At 69.5% G+C, this 15,939-nt stretch carries 14 protein-coding genes; 7 read left to right on the top strand and 7 right to left on the bottom strand.

All coding sequences use genetic code 11. The features are described 5' to 3' along the window. Positions 1-98: 98 nt before the first annotated feature. Positions 99-1,328, top strand: a complete 1,230-nt coding sequence (locus AB0L53_RS29935; RefSeq protein ID WP_364000657.1) for a transposase — start codon at positions 99-101, stop codon at positions 1,326-1,328. Between the two features lie 257 nt (positions 1,329-1,585). Next, a complete protein-coding gene (locus AB0L53_RS29930) occupies positions 1,586-2,293 on the top strand; it encodes a hypothetical protein (RefSeq protein ID WP_364000654.1) in 708 nt (235 codons plus the stop codon). A gap of 45 nt (positions 2,294-2,338) precedes the next feature. On the opposite strand, the gene AB0L53_RS29925 is transcribed toward AB0L53_RS29930, so the two are convergent. After that, positions 2,339-3,361 (bottom strand): LacI family DNA-binding transcriptional regulator, encoded by a 1,023-nt coding sequence (locus AB0L53_RS29925; protein ID WP_357951517.1) that lies wholly within the window; start codon positions 3,359-3,361, stop codon positions 2,339-2,341. A 148-nt stretch (positions 3,362-3,509) separates the two neighbouring features. On the opposite strand from AB0L53_RS29925, the gene AB0L53_RS29920 reads away from it, so the two are divergent. The 5 genes from AB0L53_RS29920 to AB0L53_RS29900 all read left to right on the top strand — a co-directional run bounded on the left by AB0L53_RS29920 (position 3,510) and on the right by AB0L53_RS29900 (position 8,529). Then, positions 3,510-4,790: an extracellular solute-binding protein gene (locus tag AB0L53_RS29920; protein ID WP_364000650.1), complete on the top strand. Its 1,281-nt coding sequence runs from the start codon at positions 3,510-3,512 to the stop codon at positions 4,788-4,790. Continuing rightward, positions 4,787-5,749 (top strand): sugar ABC transporter permease, encoded by a 963-nt coding sequence (locus tag AB0L53_RS29915; protein ID WP_364000647.1) that lies wholly within the window; start codon positions 4,787-4,789, stop codon positions 5,747-5,749. The genes AB0L53_RS29920 and AB0L53_RS29915 overlap by 4 nt, the downstream gene beginning before the upstream one ends. Further along, the gene (locus tag AB0L53_RS29910) at positions 5,746-6,564 is read left to right on the top strand and encodes a carbohydrate ABC transporter permease (RefSeq protein WP_364000644.1); all 819 of its coding nucleotides are present in this window, start codon (positions 5,746-5,748) and stop codon (positions 6,562-6,564) included. Before AB0L53_RS29915 ends, AB0L53_RS29910 begins: the two co-directional genes overlap by 4 nt. Before the next feature lie 2 nt (positions 6,565-6,566). Continuing rightward, entirely contained in the window at positions 6,567-7,934 is a 1,368-nt protein-coding gene (locus tag AB0L53_RS29905; RefSeq protein ID WP_364000641.1) for a cellulase family glycosylhydrolase, read from the top strand. Between the two features lie 139 nt (positions 7,935-8,073). Then, positions 8,074-8,529, top strand: a complete 456-nt coding sequence (locus tag AB0L53_RS29900; RefSeq protein WP_364000639.1) for a hypothetical protein — start codon at positions 8,074-8,076, stop codon at positions 8,527-8,529. A 38-nt stretch (positions 8,530-8,567) separates the two neighbouring features. Here AB0L53_RS29900 and AB0L53_RS29895 read toward each other — a convergent pair whose 3' ends face one another. The 6 genes from AB0L53_RS29895 to AB0L53_RS29870 are packed head-to-tail and all read right to left on the bottom strand — an operon-like array spanning position 8,568 to position 15,894. Beyond that, positions 8,568-10,370 carry a hypothetical protein gene (locus tag AB0L53_RS29895; RefSeq protein WP_364000636.1) on the bottom strand — a complete coding sequence of 601 codons (1,803 nt, stop codon included), beginning with the start codon at positions 10,368-10,370 and terminating at the stop codon, positions 8,568-8,570. A gap of 27 nt (positions 10,371-10,397) precedes the next feature. After that, positions 10,398-11,924, bottom strand: a complete 1,527-nt coding sequence (locus AB0L53_RS29890; protein WP_364000633.1) for a glucoamylase family protein — start codon at positions 11,922-11,924, stop codon at positions 10,398-10,400. A 13-nt stretch (positions 11,925-11,937) separates the two neighbouring features. Beyond that, entirely contained in the window at positions 11,938-12,759 is an 822-nt protein-coding gene (locus AB0L53_RS29885) for a carbohydrate ABC transporter permease (protein WP_364000630.1), read from the bottom strand. Next, positions 12,756-13,634: a sugar ABC transporter permease gene (locus AB0L53_RS29880; RefSeq protein WP_364000627.1), complete on the bottom strand. Its 879-nt coding sequence runs from the start codon at positions 13,632-13,634 to the stop codon at positions 12,756-12,758. The genes AB0L53_RS29885 and AB0L53_RS29880 overlap by 4 nt, the downstream gene beginning before the upstream one ends. A 2-nt stretch (positions 13,635-13,636) precedes the next feature. Next, entirely contained in the window at positions 13,637-14,899 is a 1,263-nt protein-coding gene (locus AB0L53_RS29875) for a sugar ABC transporter substrate-binding protein (protein WP_364000625.1), read from the bottom strand. Continuing rightward, entirely contained in the window at positions 14,896-15,894 is a 999-nt protein-coding gene (locus AB0L53_RS29870) for a LacI family DNA-binding transcriptional regulator (protein WP_364000622.1), read from the bottom strand. The genes AB0L53_RS29875 and AB0L53_RS29870 overlap by 4 nt, the downstream gene beginning before the upstream one ends. Positions 15,895-15,939 lie beyond the last annotated feature (45 nt).

The raw sequence follows: 15,939 nt of genomic DNA, 5'->3' as shown, positions 1-15,939 counted from the left end.
GAGGAAGCGCCACCCTCCTTTCGAAAACAGCATGGAAAGATTTGGTCACGTTCGGTAATGTGTGCGGTGGGTGTTGGCGCTGTGACAGGAGGTGCGCGATGGCGATCCGCCGCTCCACCGCCAAACGCCACGGCCTGCCCTCGGTGGTACAGCTGCGGCTCACGCCAACATCGGCCCAGGCCGACGCGCTGGCTGCGGCGGTGCAGGTGTGCAATCAGGCGGCCACCGTCGTCTCCCGGCTGGCCTGGCAGTACCACGTCTTCGCTGTGGTGGAGTTGCACCGGCTGGCCTATTACGAGGTGCGCGGGCAGGTGGCCGGGCTGGGCGCGCAAGCGGCCGTGCGAGCGATCGCCCGGGTCGCCGCCGCGTATGCCAACCGGCGCGCGTCCAAGAAACGCGCGCACATCTTCCGGCCGCACGGCGCCGTCCCCTACGACGCCCGGCTGATGAGCTTCAACCGGGACGCCCGGACCGTGTCGCTGTGGACCCCCACCGGCCGCGTCACCATCCCCTACACCGGCCGACCAGAAGACCTCAAGGCCGTGGATGGGTTGCCGGTGGGGGAGGCCGACCTGATCTGCCGGCGTGGGGTGTGGCTGCTGCAGGTCGCCCTCACTCTGCCGAAGCCGGTGGTGCGTGAGCCGGTCGGCGGCTTTCTTGGGGTGGATCAGGGGGTGGCGAACCTGGCGGTCACCTCCGATGGTGCGGTGTTGCCCGGCCCTGCGCTGGCTGGCCCGGTCGGCGGCAACGGGCACGTCCGCACGCTGCGGGAGCGGCGCCATCGCCAACGCCGGCGGTTGCCGAAGAAGGGGACGTCTGCGGCGCGGCGGGTGCTGCGCCGCCTGTCCGGTCGTGAACACCGGATGATGACCGACCTCAACCACCAAATCAGCACGTATGTGGTGCGCGAAGCCGAACGCACCGGCCGCGGCATCGCCCTGGAGGACCTTCAGGGCATCCGCGGCCGGGTAAGGGCTCATCGGTTCCAGCGGCGCACCCTGCACAACTGGGCCTTCGCCCAGCAGATCGCCTTCACCCGCTACAAAGCCGCCCGCGCCGGAGTCGCGTTTCTGCTGGTCAACCCCGCCTACACCTCGCAGGCGTGTCCGGACTGCGGGTGCGTGTCCAGGGCGAATCGTCCGGCGCGGGGCCGGTTCGTCTGCAAAAGGTGTGGCCTCGCTGGGCACGCCGACCACATCGCGGCCCGCAACATCGCCACACGCGGCGTCGCGGGCTGGGCTGTCATCAACCAGCCACACGCTACCGACCTCCCCTCACCCAGACGGGACCGTGAGAGCAAACCACCAGCTTCAACCGGTGGTAGTTGATACCAGTCCTTAGGGGGACGGTGCGCGCCTGTCGCTCTAGAACGCGTTTCTAGTTGCTGTTGAGCCTGCCGCTTTATCCAGATAAGTCAAGATTTGCGGCTATCACGATGTGATCTCGGTCACACGGCCAGCGTTGTGATTGAATCGCGGCCATTTCGCAGAACACAGGTCCCTTTATAGGCATAAACTGCGCGCCTGTGAGCCTGCCTGTACGTGAACGTTCCCCCCGGCCGGGCGGCGGTCGACACCGCCGTCCCGTGCCCACGTCCCTGCCGCCGGACGCCCCTGTCCTCGTCCTCGCGGTGCCGGGCAGCACCTCGGGCGTGGCAGCGGAGATCGCGGCCGTGGTACGCGTCGACAACCCTCAGATCGAGGTACGCCTCACCAGCGTTACCGATCTTGCCGATTCGCTCCCCTCGGGGCGCGAGTCGATCGTGGTGCCACTGCTGACGTGGGACGATCCGATCATCCTGGCCGAGATCGGCAAGGCCGTCGCGGCGGCCGGGTCGAACGCGGTCGTGACGGAGGCACTCGGCCCGCACCCGCTGCTGGCCGAGGCGCTGCACATCAGGCTGGCCGAGCGCGGCCTGGCCAGGGCCGACCGGGTCCGGCTGCTGAACGTCTCCAGCCCCGTCGACGCCATCATCCTCGGCACGGTGGGTGGCGAGCGGGCCGTGCACGCCGTCCAGGCGACTGCGGTGCTGCTCGCCTCGCGGCTCACGCTCCCCGTGGTCGCCGCCTCTCTCGACAGTGATCCGGGCGTGCCGGTGGCGGCCGAACGGCTGCGAGCCGCCGGCGCCACCCGCCTGGCCATCGCCCCCTGCCTGATCGGCCACGAGGCGTCGGCGGAGGTGGTCGAGCAGGCCGCCACGACGGTCCGCGCGGGCCACTCCGAGCCGCTCGGCGCGCACAGCGCGGTCGCCGAGCTCGTCGCGCGGGCTTACGGAAGCCAGCTCGCGACCTGACAACGCTGTCCAGGCCGCCACGGACCAACCGCGGCGGCCTGGGCTTCAAGCCTCGGGCTTGACCAGTGCCGCCGTGCTCTCGCGGACGATGAGGTCCGTGGCCAGTTCCACCCGCCGGCTCTCCGGCGCCTCCCCGCGCTTCATCGCCAGGACCGTGCGCGTCGCCAGGGCGGCCATCTCCTGCAGCGGCTGGCGGACCGTGGTGAGCGGGGGCCAGGCCGACTTCGACAGGGGCAGGTCGTCGAAGCCGACGACGCTCAGATCTTCGGGTACGCGCAGGCCGCGCTGGCGGGCCGCCTCGAAGACGCCGAAGGCCATGAGGTCGCTGCCCGCGAAGATCGCCGTCGGCGGGTCGGGCAGGGAGAGCAGGGCATGGCCCTGGTCGTGGCCGGAGTCGACCAAGAAAGTCCCTCGGCGGATCAGTGTGGGGTCCACCTCGACGCCCGCGGTCTCCAGCGCCGCCCGGTAGCCGTCGATGCGCGCCTGGCTGCAGAGCATGTCGCCCGGCCCGCTGATCATGCCGACCCTGCGGTGGCCCAGCTCCAGCAGGTGGCGGGTGGCCGCCAGGCCGCCGTGCCAGTTGGTGGCGCCCACCGAGACCACTCCCGGCGCCGGCTCGCCCTCCGGATCGACCACCACGAACGGCAGTGAACGGGCGCTCAGCTGCGCCTGGACCCCGGTCGAGAGCTTGGAGGCCACGACGACCACGCCGTCCGTCCGCCGCGAGGCCAGCCGGTCCAGCCAGTCTCTGCCGGGTCCCGCGTGGGTGTGCAGGACCGACATGACGACACTCGCTCCCGCGTCGCGGGCCGCGGACTCGGCGCCGCGGACGATCTCCATCGCCCACGGCGACTCGATCTCGGCGAACACCAGGTCCACCAGGCCCGAGGGCGTGTCGTCCTGGCTGGTGCGCCGCTGGTAGCCGTGCTCGTGCAGCAGCCGTTCGACACGGTGGCGAGTCTCCGGGGCCACTTCGGGACGGCCGTTGATGACCTTGGACACCGTGGGGATCGAGACCCCGGCCTCCTCGGCTATCAGGGCGATCGTCACCCGCCTCTTCGCTGGCATGAGCCGGAGTCTAACCGAAACTTTCGGCCCAGAGTCGGGATCACCTCCACGATGGCTATTGACGCATTACAGACAGGTTACTTATGCTCCGGGCAACGAAATTATCGGGGGTTTTACGAAACTTTCAGCAGCGGAGAAGGGAACCCCTATGAGGCGCAGTCTCGTACTGGTCGCCACGGCCTTACTCCTCGCCGGCTGCGGCGGTGGCGGGACCGCGGAGCCCGCGCAGAGTGGCAAGCCGGCCTCGGCCGCGAAGGTGACGCTCGAGTGGTGGCACTTGTCGACCTCCGAGCCGTTGAAGACGCTCTGGGCGACCAGGGCCAAGGAGTTCGAGGCCGCGCATCCCAACGTCACCATGAAACTCACCGTCCTGGAGAACGACGCCTATAAGGCCAAGATCACCACGCTCACGCAGTCGGGCAAGGCGCCCGACCTGTTCGCCACGTGGGGCGGCGGCGTCCTGAAGCAACAGATCGACGCGGGCCTGGTCAAGGACATCACCAGCGACGTCACTCCCGTCGTGGACGGCTTCACCAAGGCGTCGCTGGCGGCCTACCAGTTCGACGGCAAGACGTACGCGCTGCCGACCGACATCGGGATGGTCGGCTTCTGGTACAACAAGCAGCTCTTCGCCAAGGCGGGCATCACCGCGCCGCCCGCCACGTGGACGGAGTTCCTGGAGGCCGTCAAAAAGCTGAAGGCGTCGGGAACCACCCCGATCGCGCTGGCCGGCAAGGAGAAGTGGCCCGGCCACTACTACTGGGCCTACCTGGCCATGCGCATCGGCGGGCTGCCCGCCCTGCAGCAGGCCGGGGTGGACCACGACTTCACTAAGCCCGACTTCGTCGCCGCCGGCCAGCAGCTCAAGGCGCTGGTCGACCTGCAACCGTTCCAGAAGGGCTTCCTCGGAGCCGGCTACGGCACCCCTGACGGCCAGGCCGCGACCATGTCCAACGGCAAGGCCGCGATGGAGCTGATGGGCCAGTGGGCGCCGAGCGTCCAGGCGTCGTCGGGCAAGGGACTCCGCGACAACCTGGGCTTCTTCCCCTTCCCCACGGTCGAGGGCGGCAAGGGCGCGATCACCGAGGCGTTCGGCGGCGGCGGGGGCATCGCGGTGGGCGCCGACGCGCCTCCGGAGGCGGTGGAGTTCGTGAAGTTCATGACCGAGAAGGGCAATCACGCCAAGGCCGTCGAGGCCGGCGGGGTGCTTCCCGTGCTGAAGGGCGAGGAGAGCGCGGTCAAGGACGCCAACCTGAAGGTGGTGGCCCAGTCGCTGGCCTCCGCCACCGGCTTCCAGCTCTTCCTCGACCAGGCGTACCCGCCCGCGGTCGGCCAGGAGGTCAACGACAGCGTGGCGCAGCTCATCGGCGGCACCAAGACGCCCCAGCAGGTCGTCGAGGCCATCACGGAAGTGGCCAAGAGCGAATGACGACGCTGACCCGGGGACCGGAGGCGACCGCGCTCCCGGCCCCCGCCTCTCCCTCCCGGGGGCGGCGGCGCGGCTGGCTGACGATCGCGCTGTTCGTCCTGCCCGCGCTGGTGCTGTTCCTGCTGCTCGTCGTGGCGCCGATCCTCATCGCCTTCTACGCCAGCGCCTTCAAATGGAACGGCTTCGGCGGGCTGCCGACCAACTTCATCGGGCTGGACAACTTCACCCGGCTGTTCGGCACGGACGTCTTCCGGGACGACGTCTGGCACCTGGTGGTCCTCGTCGTCCTGACCGTCGTGGTGCAGCTGCCCATCGCGCTCGGCATCGCCATGCTGCTCAACCAGCGCATCCGCGGGCGGACGCTGTACAGGCTGGTGTTCTTCGCGCCGTACGTGCTCTCCGAAGTGATCACCGGCGTGCTGTTCTCACTGATCCTGTCGCCGGACGCGGGGGTGGCCAACCGGATCCTGGGCCTGGTCGGACTGAACTCCGACTGGCTCGCCGACCCTGACACGGTGATGCTGTCGCTCTTCCTGGTCATGACGTGGAAGTACTTCGGCTTCCACATGATGATCTACCTGGCCGGGCGGCAGAACATCCCCGACGAGCTGATCGAGGCCGCCCAGATCGACGGCGGCACGCCGTGGCGGGTGTTCTGGCACGTCACGCTGCCGTTGCTGGGGCCGACGATCAGGATCAGCGTGTTCCTGTCGGTCATCTACACGATCCAGCTGTTCGACCTGGTCTGGATCCTCACCCAGGGCGGGCCCTCGCACTCCTCGGAGACGATGGCCGTCACGATGCTGGAGTTCGGGTTCAAGCGGTCCCAGGTCGGCTACGCCAGCGCGATCAGCGTGGTGATGTTCGCCCTCAGCCTCGTCTTCGCCCTCGCCTACCAGCGCTTCGTGATGCGCCGCGATCTCGAGGGCGCCACAACCAGGATGGGAGACCGCCGATGAGACGGCAGACGCTGCCCCTGCACGTGATCGCGTGGATCGTCGGCGCGTTCATTCTCATCCCGGTCGTCTACGCGCTGCTCGGCGGCTTCAAGAGCACCGCCCAGCTGTCCGTCAACCCGTTCGGCCTGCCCGACCCGTGGGTCCCGGCGAACTACACCGACGTGCTCACCCAGGGCTCGTTCTGGCGGCAGCTGTGGAACAGCACGTTCATCGCGCTGGCCTCGACCGTGCTCGTCGTCGCGCTGTCGGCGCTGGCCGCCTTCGTCTTCGCCAGGTTCGCCTTCCGCGGCAGGGAGGTGCTGTTCACGCTGTTCACGATGGGGCTGATGTTCCCGTTCGCGGTGGCCATCCTGCCGATCTTCGTGCTGCTGCGTACGTTCGGCCTGCTCGACAGCCCACTCGGCGTGATCCTGACGCAGGCCGCCTTCGGGCTGCCGCTGACGATCCTCATCCTGCGCGGCTTCTTCAGGAGCATCCCCGGCGAGATCGAGGAGGCGGCCACCATCGACGGCTGCTCGGCCTTCGGCTTCTTCTGGCGCATCCTGCTGCCGATGGCCCGGCCCGCGCTGGCCACCGTCTCCGTCCTGGCGATCGTCGGGAGCTGGAACAACTTCATGCTGCCGCTGGTCGTCTTCAGCGACGAGTCCGGATGGACGCTGCCGCTGGGCATCCAGCAGTTCCAGGGCCAGTACAGCTCCGACACCGCCCGGATCCTCGCCTACCTCGTCCTGGCCATGGTGCCCGCACTCGGGTTCTACGCCATCGCCGAACGCCACCTGATCGGTGGCCTCACCGCTGGTGCCACGAAAGGGTGAACATGCTGCAGGTGTCCGGAAGCCGGCTCGTCACCGCCGACTCCACTCCGGTACGGCTACGCGGAGTGGGACTCGGGGGCTGGCTGAGCATGGAGAACTTCATCACCGGCTACCCCGCCAACGAGACGGCGATGCGCGAGGCCGTACAGGGGGTGCTGGGCGAGGATCGGACGGAGCTGTTCTTCGAGCGGCTGCTGACCTCGTTCTTCACCGAACAGGACGCGGCGCTGCTGGCCGGGCTGGGGGTGAACTGCGTGCGCATCCCGGTCAACTACCGCCGCCTCGAATCCGACCAGCGGCCCTTCGAGGTCATCGAGCACGGCTTCCGCCACCTGGACCGGGTGGTCGACCTGCTCGGCTCGTACGGCGTGTACAGCGTCATCGGCCTGCACGCCCTGCCCGGCGCGCAGAACCAGCACTGGCACTCCGACAATCCCACCCATGTCGCCGCGTTCTGGAACCATCGCCACTTCCAGGACCGGGCCATCCACCTCTGGGAGGCCATCGCCGACCGCTACCGCGAGCACCCGTGGGTGGCCGGGTACAACCCGGTCAACGAGCCCGGCGATCCGAGCGGCAAGGTGATCGGGCCGTTCTACGACCGGCTGGTCAAGGCGATGCGCGCCGCCGATCCGCGGCACGTGCTGTTCCTCGACGGCAACACCTACGCCACGGACTTCTCGATCTTCCGGGAGGTGTACGGGAACACGGTCTTCGTCTGCCACGACTACGCCCTGGCCGGGTTCGCGCACGGCGGGCCGTACCCCGGCTACACCCGCGGCGAGTGGTGCGACCGGAAAGAGCTGGAGCGGACCTTCCAGAAGCGGTGCCGGTTCCAGCGCGAGACGGGGACGCCGCTGTGGGTGGGTGAGTTCGGGCCCGTCTACACCGGTCGCCCCGAGATCGACGAGCAGCGCTACCGGATCCTGCGCGACCAGCTCGACATCTACGACGAGCACGGGGCCGGCTGGTCGCTGTGGACGTACAAGGATGTGGGGTTGCAGGGGCTGGTCCACACGGCGGGGCCGTACCTCGACAGGTTCGGGGCGTTCATCGGCAAGAAGCGGCGGCTCGGCGCGGACCGGTGGGGCTCCACCATGGAGGAGTCGGCCGACGTCCTGGCGCCGCTGCACACGCTGCTCGACACCGAGGCGCCCGGCTGGGCTCCCTATCCGTGGGGGGCGCGATACCAGGCCGACGACCTGATCAGGCACATCCTCATCGCGCAGGCGATGCTGCCCGAGTACGCCGAGTTGTTCAGGGGGTTGTCCGACGACGACGTGGTGGAACTGGCCGACTCCTTCGCACTGGAGCGGTGCGTACGGCGGCAGCCGCTGCTCGACCTGCTGGCCGCGAACCTGGGCAAGTAGCTCGCGGCGCCGCGTTCCGGCGCGGTCTTCCGGCGTGGCGTTCCGGCGCGCTGTCTACTTCTGGTGACACGGCGGTGGTGTCACGCGGGATTGTCGGTGGCGCACCCTACGATGAGGCTCCTCACGGAGGGATACCCACATGCTGGACTCGCTGATCGTGCCCCTGTTCGTCACCACGGACCTGCCGCCGCAGGCGGACCTGGCCGAGTTCGGGGAGTTGCTGGCAGAGACGGCACGGACGCTGGACCATGACGACGTGAGCTACGCCGCGTTCCTGGCGGGCAAGGTGTTCTGGCTCGACCGGCCGGTGCTGCCCCGGCAGCGGCCCGCGGCCGAGGGTGAGCCCCGGTTCGCGGCGCTGCTCGGCTACCTGGCCGCCTCCGGGACCGGGCACACCTCGCGCGACGTGGTGGCCGACGCGCGCCGGGCGATCGACGCCGCCGTCACCTCCCGCTACGGCGACGTGGGGGCGGCGCCCGCCGTGTTCGCGATCCGCGACCGCGACGTGCGGGAGCGCACCCCCGAGACTGCCGTCTACGTCGGCACCCGCGACGCCGCCGCCGACCTGGTCACGGTCACCCGCCCCTACCTCTGACCCCCTCCGACGGCATCAGAGGTAGGGGCTCTGGAGCGTCAGCGCGGGGTCAGTTCGACGAACGACACGCCCGGCATCGGCAGGTTGAAGTCCACCGTCACCGCACCGCCCTCCGCCGTGACCACGGCCGCCGGGGTCAGCTCGTCCAGGGTGTTGTCCGAGCGCAGCTTGTCCCACTGGTGCTCCTGGGGCCAGTCGCCATCGCCCATCGCCCGCCAGACCGCCCCGATGTTGGAGTGCCACTCGTCGATGCGGTGGTGGGTGAGCGTGTAGTCCCCGTCGAGACCCGCGACCGTCAAGGAGATCGCGCGCGACAGCTCCGGGGACCCGTCGGCCTGCGCCTGGTTGAGCGTGCCGTTCCAGGCCAGCACCCCGACGCGCCCGTCCGCGTGCCGCGCCGCCCAGACCTCGACCCCGCCGGCGTCACCTTCGACCACGGTCGCCAATTCCTCATCGCCCAGGCGGGTGGCCAGCGTGAGCGCGTGGAAGCGGGGCTTGCGCAGGTTGCCGACCGTCAGCAGGCCGAAGCCGCCGTGGAAGAGCCGTGGCGGCCGCCCCAGCTCCTCGAAGTGGTCCGAGGCCACCCAGTGCGACACGGCGGCCAGCCGGCCCGCCGCCGACTTCATGCCGTGCAGCAGGAACGTGGCCCCGAACGGCCCGTCCCCGATGCCGTGGAAGTGGGTCGGGGTGGGGCCCCACTCGGTCCACCAGATGGGGGTGTCCGGCATGCCGTACCTGGCCAGGGCCGGGCGCCAGTCGAGCGGGGCGTTGCCGTAGGTGTGGGTGGAGATGAAGTCGAGCTCCGCACCCGATTCGGCGACGTGCGCCAGCAGCTCCTCCACCCAGCCGTTGGCCGCCGAGGCGGGCCCGCCGACCCGCAGCGACGGGTGCACGTTCTTCACAGCGGCGGCGCTGACGTCGTAGAGCAGGAAGTACTCCTCGGGCGTGCCCGTCCAGAAGACGGCGAGGTTGGCCTCGTTCCACACCTCGAAGGCCCAGTTCTCGATGAGCTCCTGGATCCCGTACCTGTCGACCAGGTGCTCGACTAATGCTCTGACCAGGTCGCTCCACGCCTCGAAGTCCTTCGGCGGGGACACGATCGCCTCGTAGCCGAACACCGTCTTGGACGGGTCGGCGGCCAGGTCGCGCGGCATGTAGCCGAGCTCGACGATCGGCCGCAGGCCGAGCGCCATGATCGTGTCGTAGACCTCGTCGACCTTGCCGAAGTCGTAGACCGCCTGGCCGTCGACCTCCTTGTAGACCCCGAGGTCGTCGCCGAAGATGGCGTGGGCGCGGACCGTCTCGACCCCGAACTCCTCGCGTACGACGCGCAGCGCCTCGGTGAGCTCCTCGCCGATGGGCCGGCCGCCCGTCTCGTCCTTGCTCAGCAGGTACGACAGGTGCTCGGAGCCGATCATGTACCGCCACGGCCGGGGCAGGTCGCGGGCCACGGCGGCGGCGTCGACCCGCACGCTGACCGCCGCCGGTCCGCCCGCCAGCGGAGCCGCCGGGACCGCCTCCGAGACGGGCCCGACGGTCTCCATGGAGGCGATCGCCGCGACCGTGTACGACGCCGCGCCGTGTCCCGTGTCGACATAGCGGCAGGCGGGCACGGCGGCCACGTCCACGTCGGGCTGCGACACCGCGACGCCGTCCCTGTGCACCAGGTAGCCGATCGCCTGCGGCACGGGCTCCCACGTCAGCGTCACGTGGCCGACGCCGGGGACGGCGCGCAGCCCGGCCGGCGCCTGAAGGCTCAGCTCGGCGGCCGGAACCGCCTGCCCCGACGCCTGGTGGATGCGTTCTCGCCAGTCACGGCGCGCGGCATCAGCCGTACTCATCTGGGATTCCCCGATCTGTTGGAGGGTTCAGTTGGTGGGAGGGACCCCCTGAACGGCCCACTCCTCGATTTCCATCACCGGCCGGAGTTTCGCCTCGACGCCCGCGCCACCGAAGTAACGGTGCAGGTCGCCGCCGGTGAGCACGTTGCCCAGAGCGGCCATGACCATGCCCTGATCGAGCGCGAGGTACCACTTCGACACGGCGCCCGAGCGGACCGCGACGGAGTCGTAGAAACCGCCGGGCCCGTAGGCGTCGAAGTTCTTGCGGATCTTGGCCAGGTTATCCATCGCCTGGGCCCGCGCGTACGGTAGAGCCAGGAAACTGGCGTGCGGGGTGACGACTCCCTCGCCGTAGGCGGCGGGTTCCGGCTGGGCCGGGCGGCAGCCCTCGTACCCGGGATCGGTGCTGGTGCGCTCCTCGTCGGAGGTGTAGCCCGGGGTGTCCATGCCGAGCGGGTCCACGCCGTACTCGCGGTAGCCGCCGCGCGGGTCGTTGGACGGCGAGAAGCCCCAGTAGCCGTACTTCGCCTCGTTCAGGCCGTGCTCGATCTGCGCCTTGACGAACACCGGGTGGTTGCGGCCCCAGCTCTTTGGCGCCCACTTCGCCTCGGGAACGACCAGGTCCGGCATCAGCGCCTCGAACATCGAACCGCCCCAGTTCGGGACGAACCGCATGCCGCGATAGCCGTACGTGCCCTCCCAGACGTTGACGCCCAGGTACGTCTTCCACGCCCCGACCGGCTTCTGATCCTGCCAGCCGAAGTCGCAGCCGTTGTCGGGGAAGGTCCGGTAGGGGCCGAAGTAGCTCTGGGGCGGGATCTGGCCGAGCGCGATGCCCACGTACTGGCCGATGCGGGTCTCGGCGGGCGCGCCGTAGTGGTGGCAGGTGGACCAGACCGTGGTGCCGGTGCCGGCGTAGTCGCTCTCGACCGAGCAGCCCTCCGGCTTCTGCGGCCAGAAGCCGCCGCGCAGCAGTCCGGTGCCCGCGTCGGGGCGGGCGGCCGGGTCGTAGTACGACCTGAAGTTCATGGACGTGACCAGCTTCGAGGCCCGCGCGGAGTAGCGGGGCACGGCGTTGCGGACCATCATCAGGGCCGTGGCCAGCCAGCCGTTGTCGACGCTGGAGGCGAACAGCGACACGGGGTCGCCGTTGTCGGGCCAGGTGTGGACGAGCTGGAGGGTCGCCGGGTCGTACCAGTTGTAGTACTGGCCGGTCGGGGTGTCGCGGTCCATCCGCTCCAGCGCGTCGAGCACCTTGCCGACGCGGGCCGTGGCCTCGCCGGAGGCGATGACGCGCAGGTCGCGGGCGACGAGCGTGCTCCACAGATAGGTGCCGATGTTGGTGGGCGAGGTGACCTTGGCCCTGGTCTTCAGGTCGCCGGTGACCTTGTCGGACGGGATGCCGGTGCCGGGGTCGACCATGGCGGCCATCGACCGCCACGTGTCCTTTGCGTACTGAAATAACGTGCTATTTCCGGATGAAGCGCTGGCCGGGCTGGGCACAGCGGCGGCGGCCAGCACCAGCAGGCCGGCGATCACGGCGGTCTTGCGCATGGGGGGTGCTCCTCTACTTGAGCCCAGATGTAGCGATGCCCTGGATGAAGAAGCGCTGCAGGAAGACGAACAGGACGAGGATCGGCGCGACCACGATCATCGCCCCGGCGATGAGCAGGTTGTAGTGGCTGCCCTCGTGGCTGTTGAGGATGTTCAGGGCCACGGGCAGCGTGTAGACGTCCTCCGACTGCGCCACCACGGCCGGCCAGAGGAAGTTGTTCCATGATCCGAGAAAGGTGATCAGGCCCAGCGTGGCCATCGCGGGCTTGCAGAGCGGCAGCACGATCCTGAAGAAGATCCGGAACTCCCCCGCCCCGTCCACCCGCGCCGCGTGGATGAGCTCGTCGGGCAGCTCCGCGATGAACTGCCGCATCATGAACACGCCCAGCGGCGTGATCAGCCCCGGCAGGATGATGCCGAGGAAGGTGTTGACCATGCCGAGCCTGGCGATCAGCACGAACTGCGGGATCATCAGCACGATCGCCGGCACCGCCATCTGCACCAGCACCAGCCCGAAGACGGCGTCCCTGCCACGGAAGCGCATCTTGGCGAACCCGTAGCCGACCATCGAGGAGAAGAGCAGGTTGCCGGCGACGATGACCAGCGCGACGAACACGCTGTTCGCGAACGCCTGCCCGATGTGCACCCGCTGCAGGAGTTCGGAGTAGTTGTCCAGCGTGAACGTCTCGGGCCAGAACGTCGGCGGGTCGCGCCGGATCTCCGGCTCCGGCTTGAGCGAGCTGAGCCCCGCCCACAAGAACGGCCCGACGACCAGCAGCAGCCCGACGCTCAGGCCGAGGTAGGTGATCAGGTTCTGCCTGCGGGTCCGCTTCACCGCGCCCTCCCGATCCTCAGCTGGAGTACGGCCAGCGCGATGATCACCGTGAACAGCACGGTCGCGGCGGCCCCCGCGTAGCCGTAGTTGCCCACGCCGAACTGCTTGAAGATGGCCAGCGAGGCCGACAGCGTGGAGTTCAGCGGCCCGCCGCCGGTCATGATCAGCGGCTCCTCCAGGAACTGCAGGAACCCGGTCGAGCTGTAGACGGTGCAGAACAGGATCACCGGCCGCAGCTGCGGCAGCGTGACCGACCTGAACCGCTTCCACCGCCCGGCCCCGTCCACCTCCGCCGCCTCGTACAGCTCCCGGGGGATCCCCTGCAGCGCCGCGAGGAAGACCACCATGTCGAACCCGAAGCTCCGCCAGGCCGTCATCACGATGATCGACGGCAGCGCGGTGGCCTGATCCTGCAGCCAGGCGGCCCCCTGGAGGCCGACCAGCCCCAAGAGCCGGTTGACCAGTCCCGCCTCCGGCTCCAGCAGGAACTTCCACGCCACCGCGACGCCGATGATGCTGGTGATGTGCGGCAGGTAGTAGCCGAGCCGGAAGAACGCGGCGGGCAGCCGGGCGATGCCGGAGTTCAGCGCCACGGCGGCGGCCAGGCCGAGCCCGATGGTCAGCGGCAGCCCGGTGATGACGAAGATCGCGGTGTTCAGCGCCGCCTTGCGCATCGCCTCGTCGCCGGCCAGCCTGATGTAGTTCTCGACGCCGACCGGGTCGACGGCCAGCGGGTCGGTGACGTCCGTACTGCGCATGTCGGTGAAGCTCATGCCCAGCCCGGCCAGCAGCGGCCCGAGGTAGAACACCACGAACATGAGCACGAACGGCAGCACGAACACCCAGCCGAGCCCGCCCCTGCGAAGCAGCGTCATCACTACAGGCCGGTGCCGATCGTGTCGGCCTGCGCCTGGATGGCCTTGGCCGTCTGCTCCGGCGTCTGCTTACCGAGCGCCAGCTTCTCCAGCTCGGTCTCGAACACCTTCGCCACCTGCTCCCAGGTCGGATACGGCGGCGGCGTCTTGGCGTCCTTGAGCTGCTCGCCGAAGACCGCGAGCTGCTTGTCCGAGGCCAGCTCCGGCTCCTGCCAGGCTGACTGGACGCTGGGCAGCGCCTTCACCGTGGTGTACCACTTGGCCTGCACCTTGGGGTCGGTGAGCCACTGGATGAACTTCCAGGAGGCGTCGCGGTTCTTGGCCTGCTTGAAGACCACCAGATCGGAGCCGCCGACGAAGCTGGTCGCCGAGACCGGACCCTTCGGATAGGGCGCGACGTCGAACTTGTCCTTGAAGTCCGCGCCGCCATCGTTGTTCAGCACGCCGACCATCCAGGGGCCGGAGAAGAAGCCGCCGACCTCGCCCTTGATGAAGTTCTGCGGGAAGGCGCCCTTGGGCGTGTCGTTCGGGGCCAGCTTCTCCTGGAAGAGCGAGGCGTACTGCTTGAGCGCGGTCACCGCCTCGGGGGTGTCGAAGGTGTACTTGCCGTCCTTGACGATCTCGCCGCCGGCCTGCCAGATCAGCGGCACCAGCTCCTGCCAGGAGCCCTCGGTGTAGCCCTGCTGGAAGCCCTTCTTGGCGCCGCCCTTCTCCTTCAGCGCCTTGGCGAACGTGTTGAGCTCGGCCCAGGTGGCCGGCGGCTTGACGCCCGCCTTCTCGGCCTGGTCCGTGCGGTAGTACAGGACGCGGGTCTCGACGTACCAGGGGACTCCGTACGCGGTGCCGTTCACGTCCACGGTCTGCCAGGCGCCGGGGAAGAACGCGGCTTTGTCGATGAGGTTGCCGGGCGTGGGGTCCAGCACGCCGGTCTTGGACAGCTCTCCCGCCCAGGTGGAGCCGATCATGCTGATGTCGGGGGTGGCGCTGCCCGCGATGGCCGAGGTGATCTTGTCGTGGGCGACGTCCCAGCCCATCGGCGTCACGTTCACCTTGACGCCCGGGTTGGCGCTCTCGAAGTCCTTGGCGAACGCGCCGAGCGCCTTGCCCTCCTCGCCGATCCCCCAGACTGTGATCTCGCCGGCGGCCGCGCCGGTCTTGACGTCCTGCGCCTTCTCGGGCGCCTTGTCGGCACCGCGCCCGCAGCCGGTGATCAGTATCGCGAGAGTGAGCAGACCGGCGGCGGAGCGCCGGGTCGAGGGGTTCACTTGGGTTCCTCCTGGGGGTGGTGACCGCAACTGGCGCGCAGCACCAGCTCGGTGGTCAGGACGAGGTGATTCGGGGTGTCGCGGGCGCCGGTGATCAGCTCGTCGAGCGCCCGCGCGGCGCGCGCGCCCAGCTCGCGCATCGGCTGGCGGATGGTGGTCAGCGCCGGGCGGGCGTGGCGGGCGGCCATGATGTCGTCCCACCCGGTCACGGCCAGCTCATCGGGTACGGCCAGCCCGAGCTCCTCGGCGGCGAGCAGGGCGCCCAGCGCCACCTCGTCGTCGGAGCAGACGATCGCCTCGGGCCGCGCCGGAGCGCGCAGCAGGGTCAGGGCGGCCTGGTAGCCGCATTCGACGGTGTAGTGGTCCGTCGGCACCGCCTCGATCGCGGTGCCGAGGACGGACCTGACCCCCTGCCAGCGTTCGTCCACGTCATCACCCGTCGCGATCGGCGCGCCGAGGAAGGCGAACCGCTGGTAGCCGTGTCCCAGCAGGTGCTCGGCCAGCGCGCGGGCCGAGGCGGTGTTCTCGCTGCGCAGCGTGTCGGCCCCGGCCAGCGGCTCACGGGAGACGAACACGAGCGGCATCCGCATCCGGACCAGCTCGGCGACCAGGTCATCCGGAACCGTGTGGCCGAACACCATCAGTCCGTCCACCCGCCCCGCGAGATCCTTGACCAGGTCGTGCACGCGACTGCGGCCCTTGGTGGACAGGATCACCACCGACCGGCCCAGCTCGGAGGCCACCTCCTCGTAGCCGAGCAGCACCTCGGTGTAGTACGGGCCCGCGAGGTTGGGGAAGACGATGCCGTTGGCGGCGTGGCGGCCCTCGGCCAGGCTGACGCCGAGGCGGCTGGGCGTGAAGCGGAGCTCCTCGACCGCCTTCAGCACCTTCTCGCGCGTCTTGGGCGCGACCGGCCCGGTGCCCCGCAGCGCGCGCGACACGGTCGCGATCGACACGCCGGCGAGCCGCGCCACCTCGTAGATCGTCACGTCCATCCAGGCTGCTCCTTTTTGTGTAAGCGCTTCCACCCGCAGCTGTGT

Source organism: Nonomuraea sp. NPDC052129, assembly GCF_040680095.1.
GTDB lineage: Bacteria > Actinomycetota > Actinomycetes > Streptosporangiales > Streptosporangiaceae > Nonomuraea.
This window is presented reverse-complemented; position numbering and strand designations above follow the sequence as displayed.

Excerpts from the sequence above, each read along its gene's own strand:
- AB0L53_RS29935 (WP_364000657.1), top strand. The coding sequence starts at position 99 with ATGGCGATCCGCCGCTCCACCGCCAAACGCCACGGCCTGCCCTCGGTG.
- AB0L53_RS29925 (WP_357951517.1), bottom strand. The coding sequence starts at position 3,361 with ATGCCAGCGAAGAGGCGGGTGACGATCGCCCTGATAGCCGAGGAGGCC.
- AB0L53_RS29920 (WP_364000650.1), top strand. The coding sequence starts at position 3,510 with ATGAGGCGCAGTCTCGTACTGGTCGCCACGGCCTTACTCCTCGCCGGC.
- AB0L53_RS29915 (WP_364000647.1), top strand. The coding sequence starts at position 4,787 with ATGACGACGCTGACCCGGGGACCGGAGGCGACCGCGCTCCCGGCCCCC.
- AB0L53_RS29910 (WP_364000644.1), top strand. The coding sequence starts at position 5,746 with ATGAGACGGCAGACGCTGCCCCTGCACGTGATCGCGTGGATCGTCGGC.
- AB0L53_RS29905 (WP_364000641.1), top strand. The coding sequence starts at position 6,567 with ATGCTGCAGGTGTCCGGAAGCCGGCTCGTCACCGCCGACTCCACTCCG.
- AB0L53_RS29900 (WP_364000639.1), top strand. The coding sequence starts at position 8,074 with ATGCTGGACTCGCTGATCGTGCCCCTGTTCGTCACCACGGACCTGCCG.
- AB0L53_RS29895 (WP_364000636.1), bottom strand. The coding sequence starts at position 10,370 with ATGAGTACGGCTGATGCCGCGCGCCGTGACTGGCGAGAACGCATCCAC.
- AB0L53_RS29890 (WP_364000633.1), bottom strand. The coding sequence starts at position 11,924 with ATGCGCAAGACCGCCGTGATCGCCGGCCTGCTGGTGCTGGCCGCCGCC.
- AB0L53_RS29880 (WP_364000627.1), bottom strand. The coding sequence starts at position 13,634 with ATGACGCTGCTTCGCAGGGGCGGGCTCGGCTGGGTGTTCGTGCTGCCG.
- AB0L53_RS29870 (WP_364000622.1), bottom strand. The coding sequence starts at position 15,894 with ATGGACGTGACGATCTACGAGGTGGCGCGGCTCGCCGGCGTGTCGATC.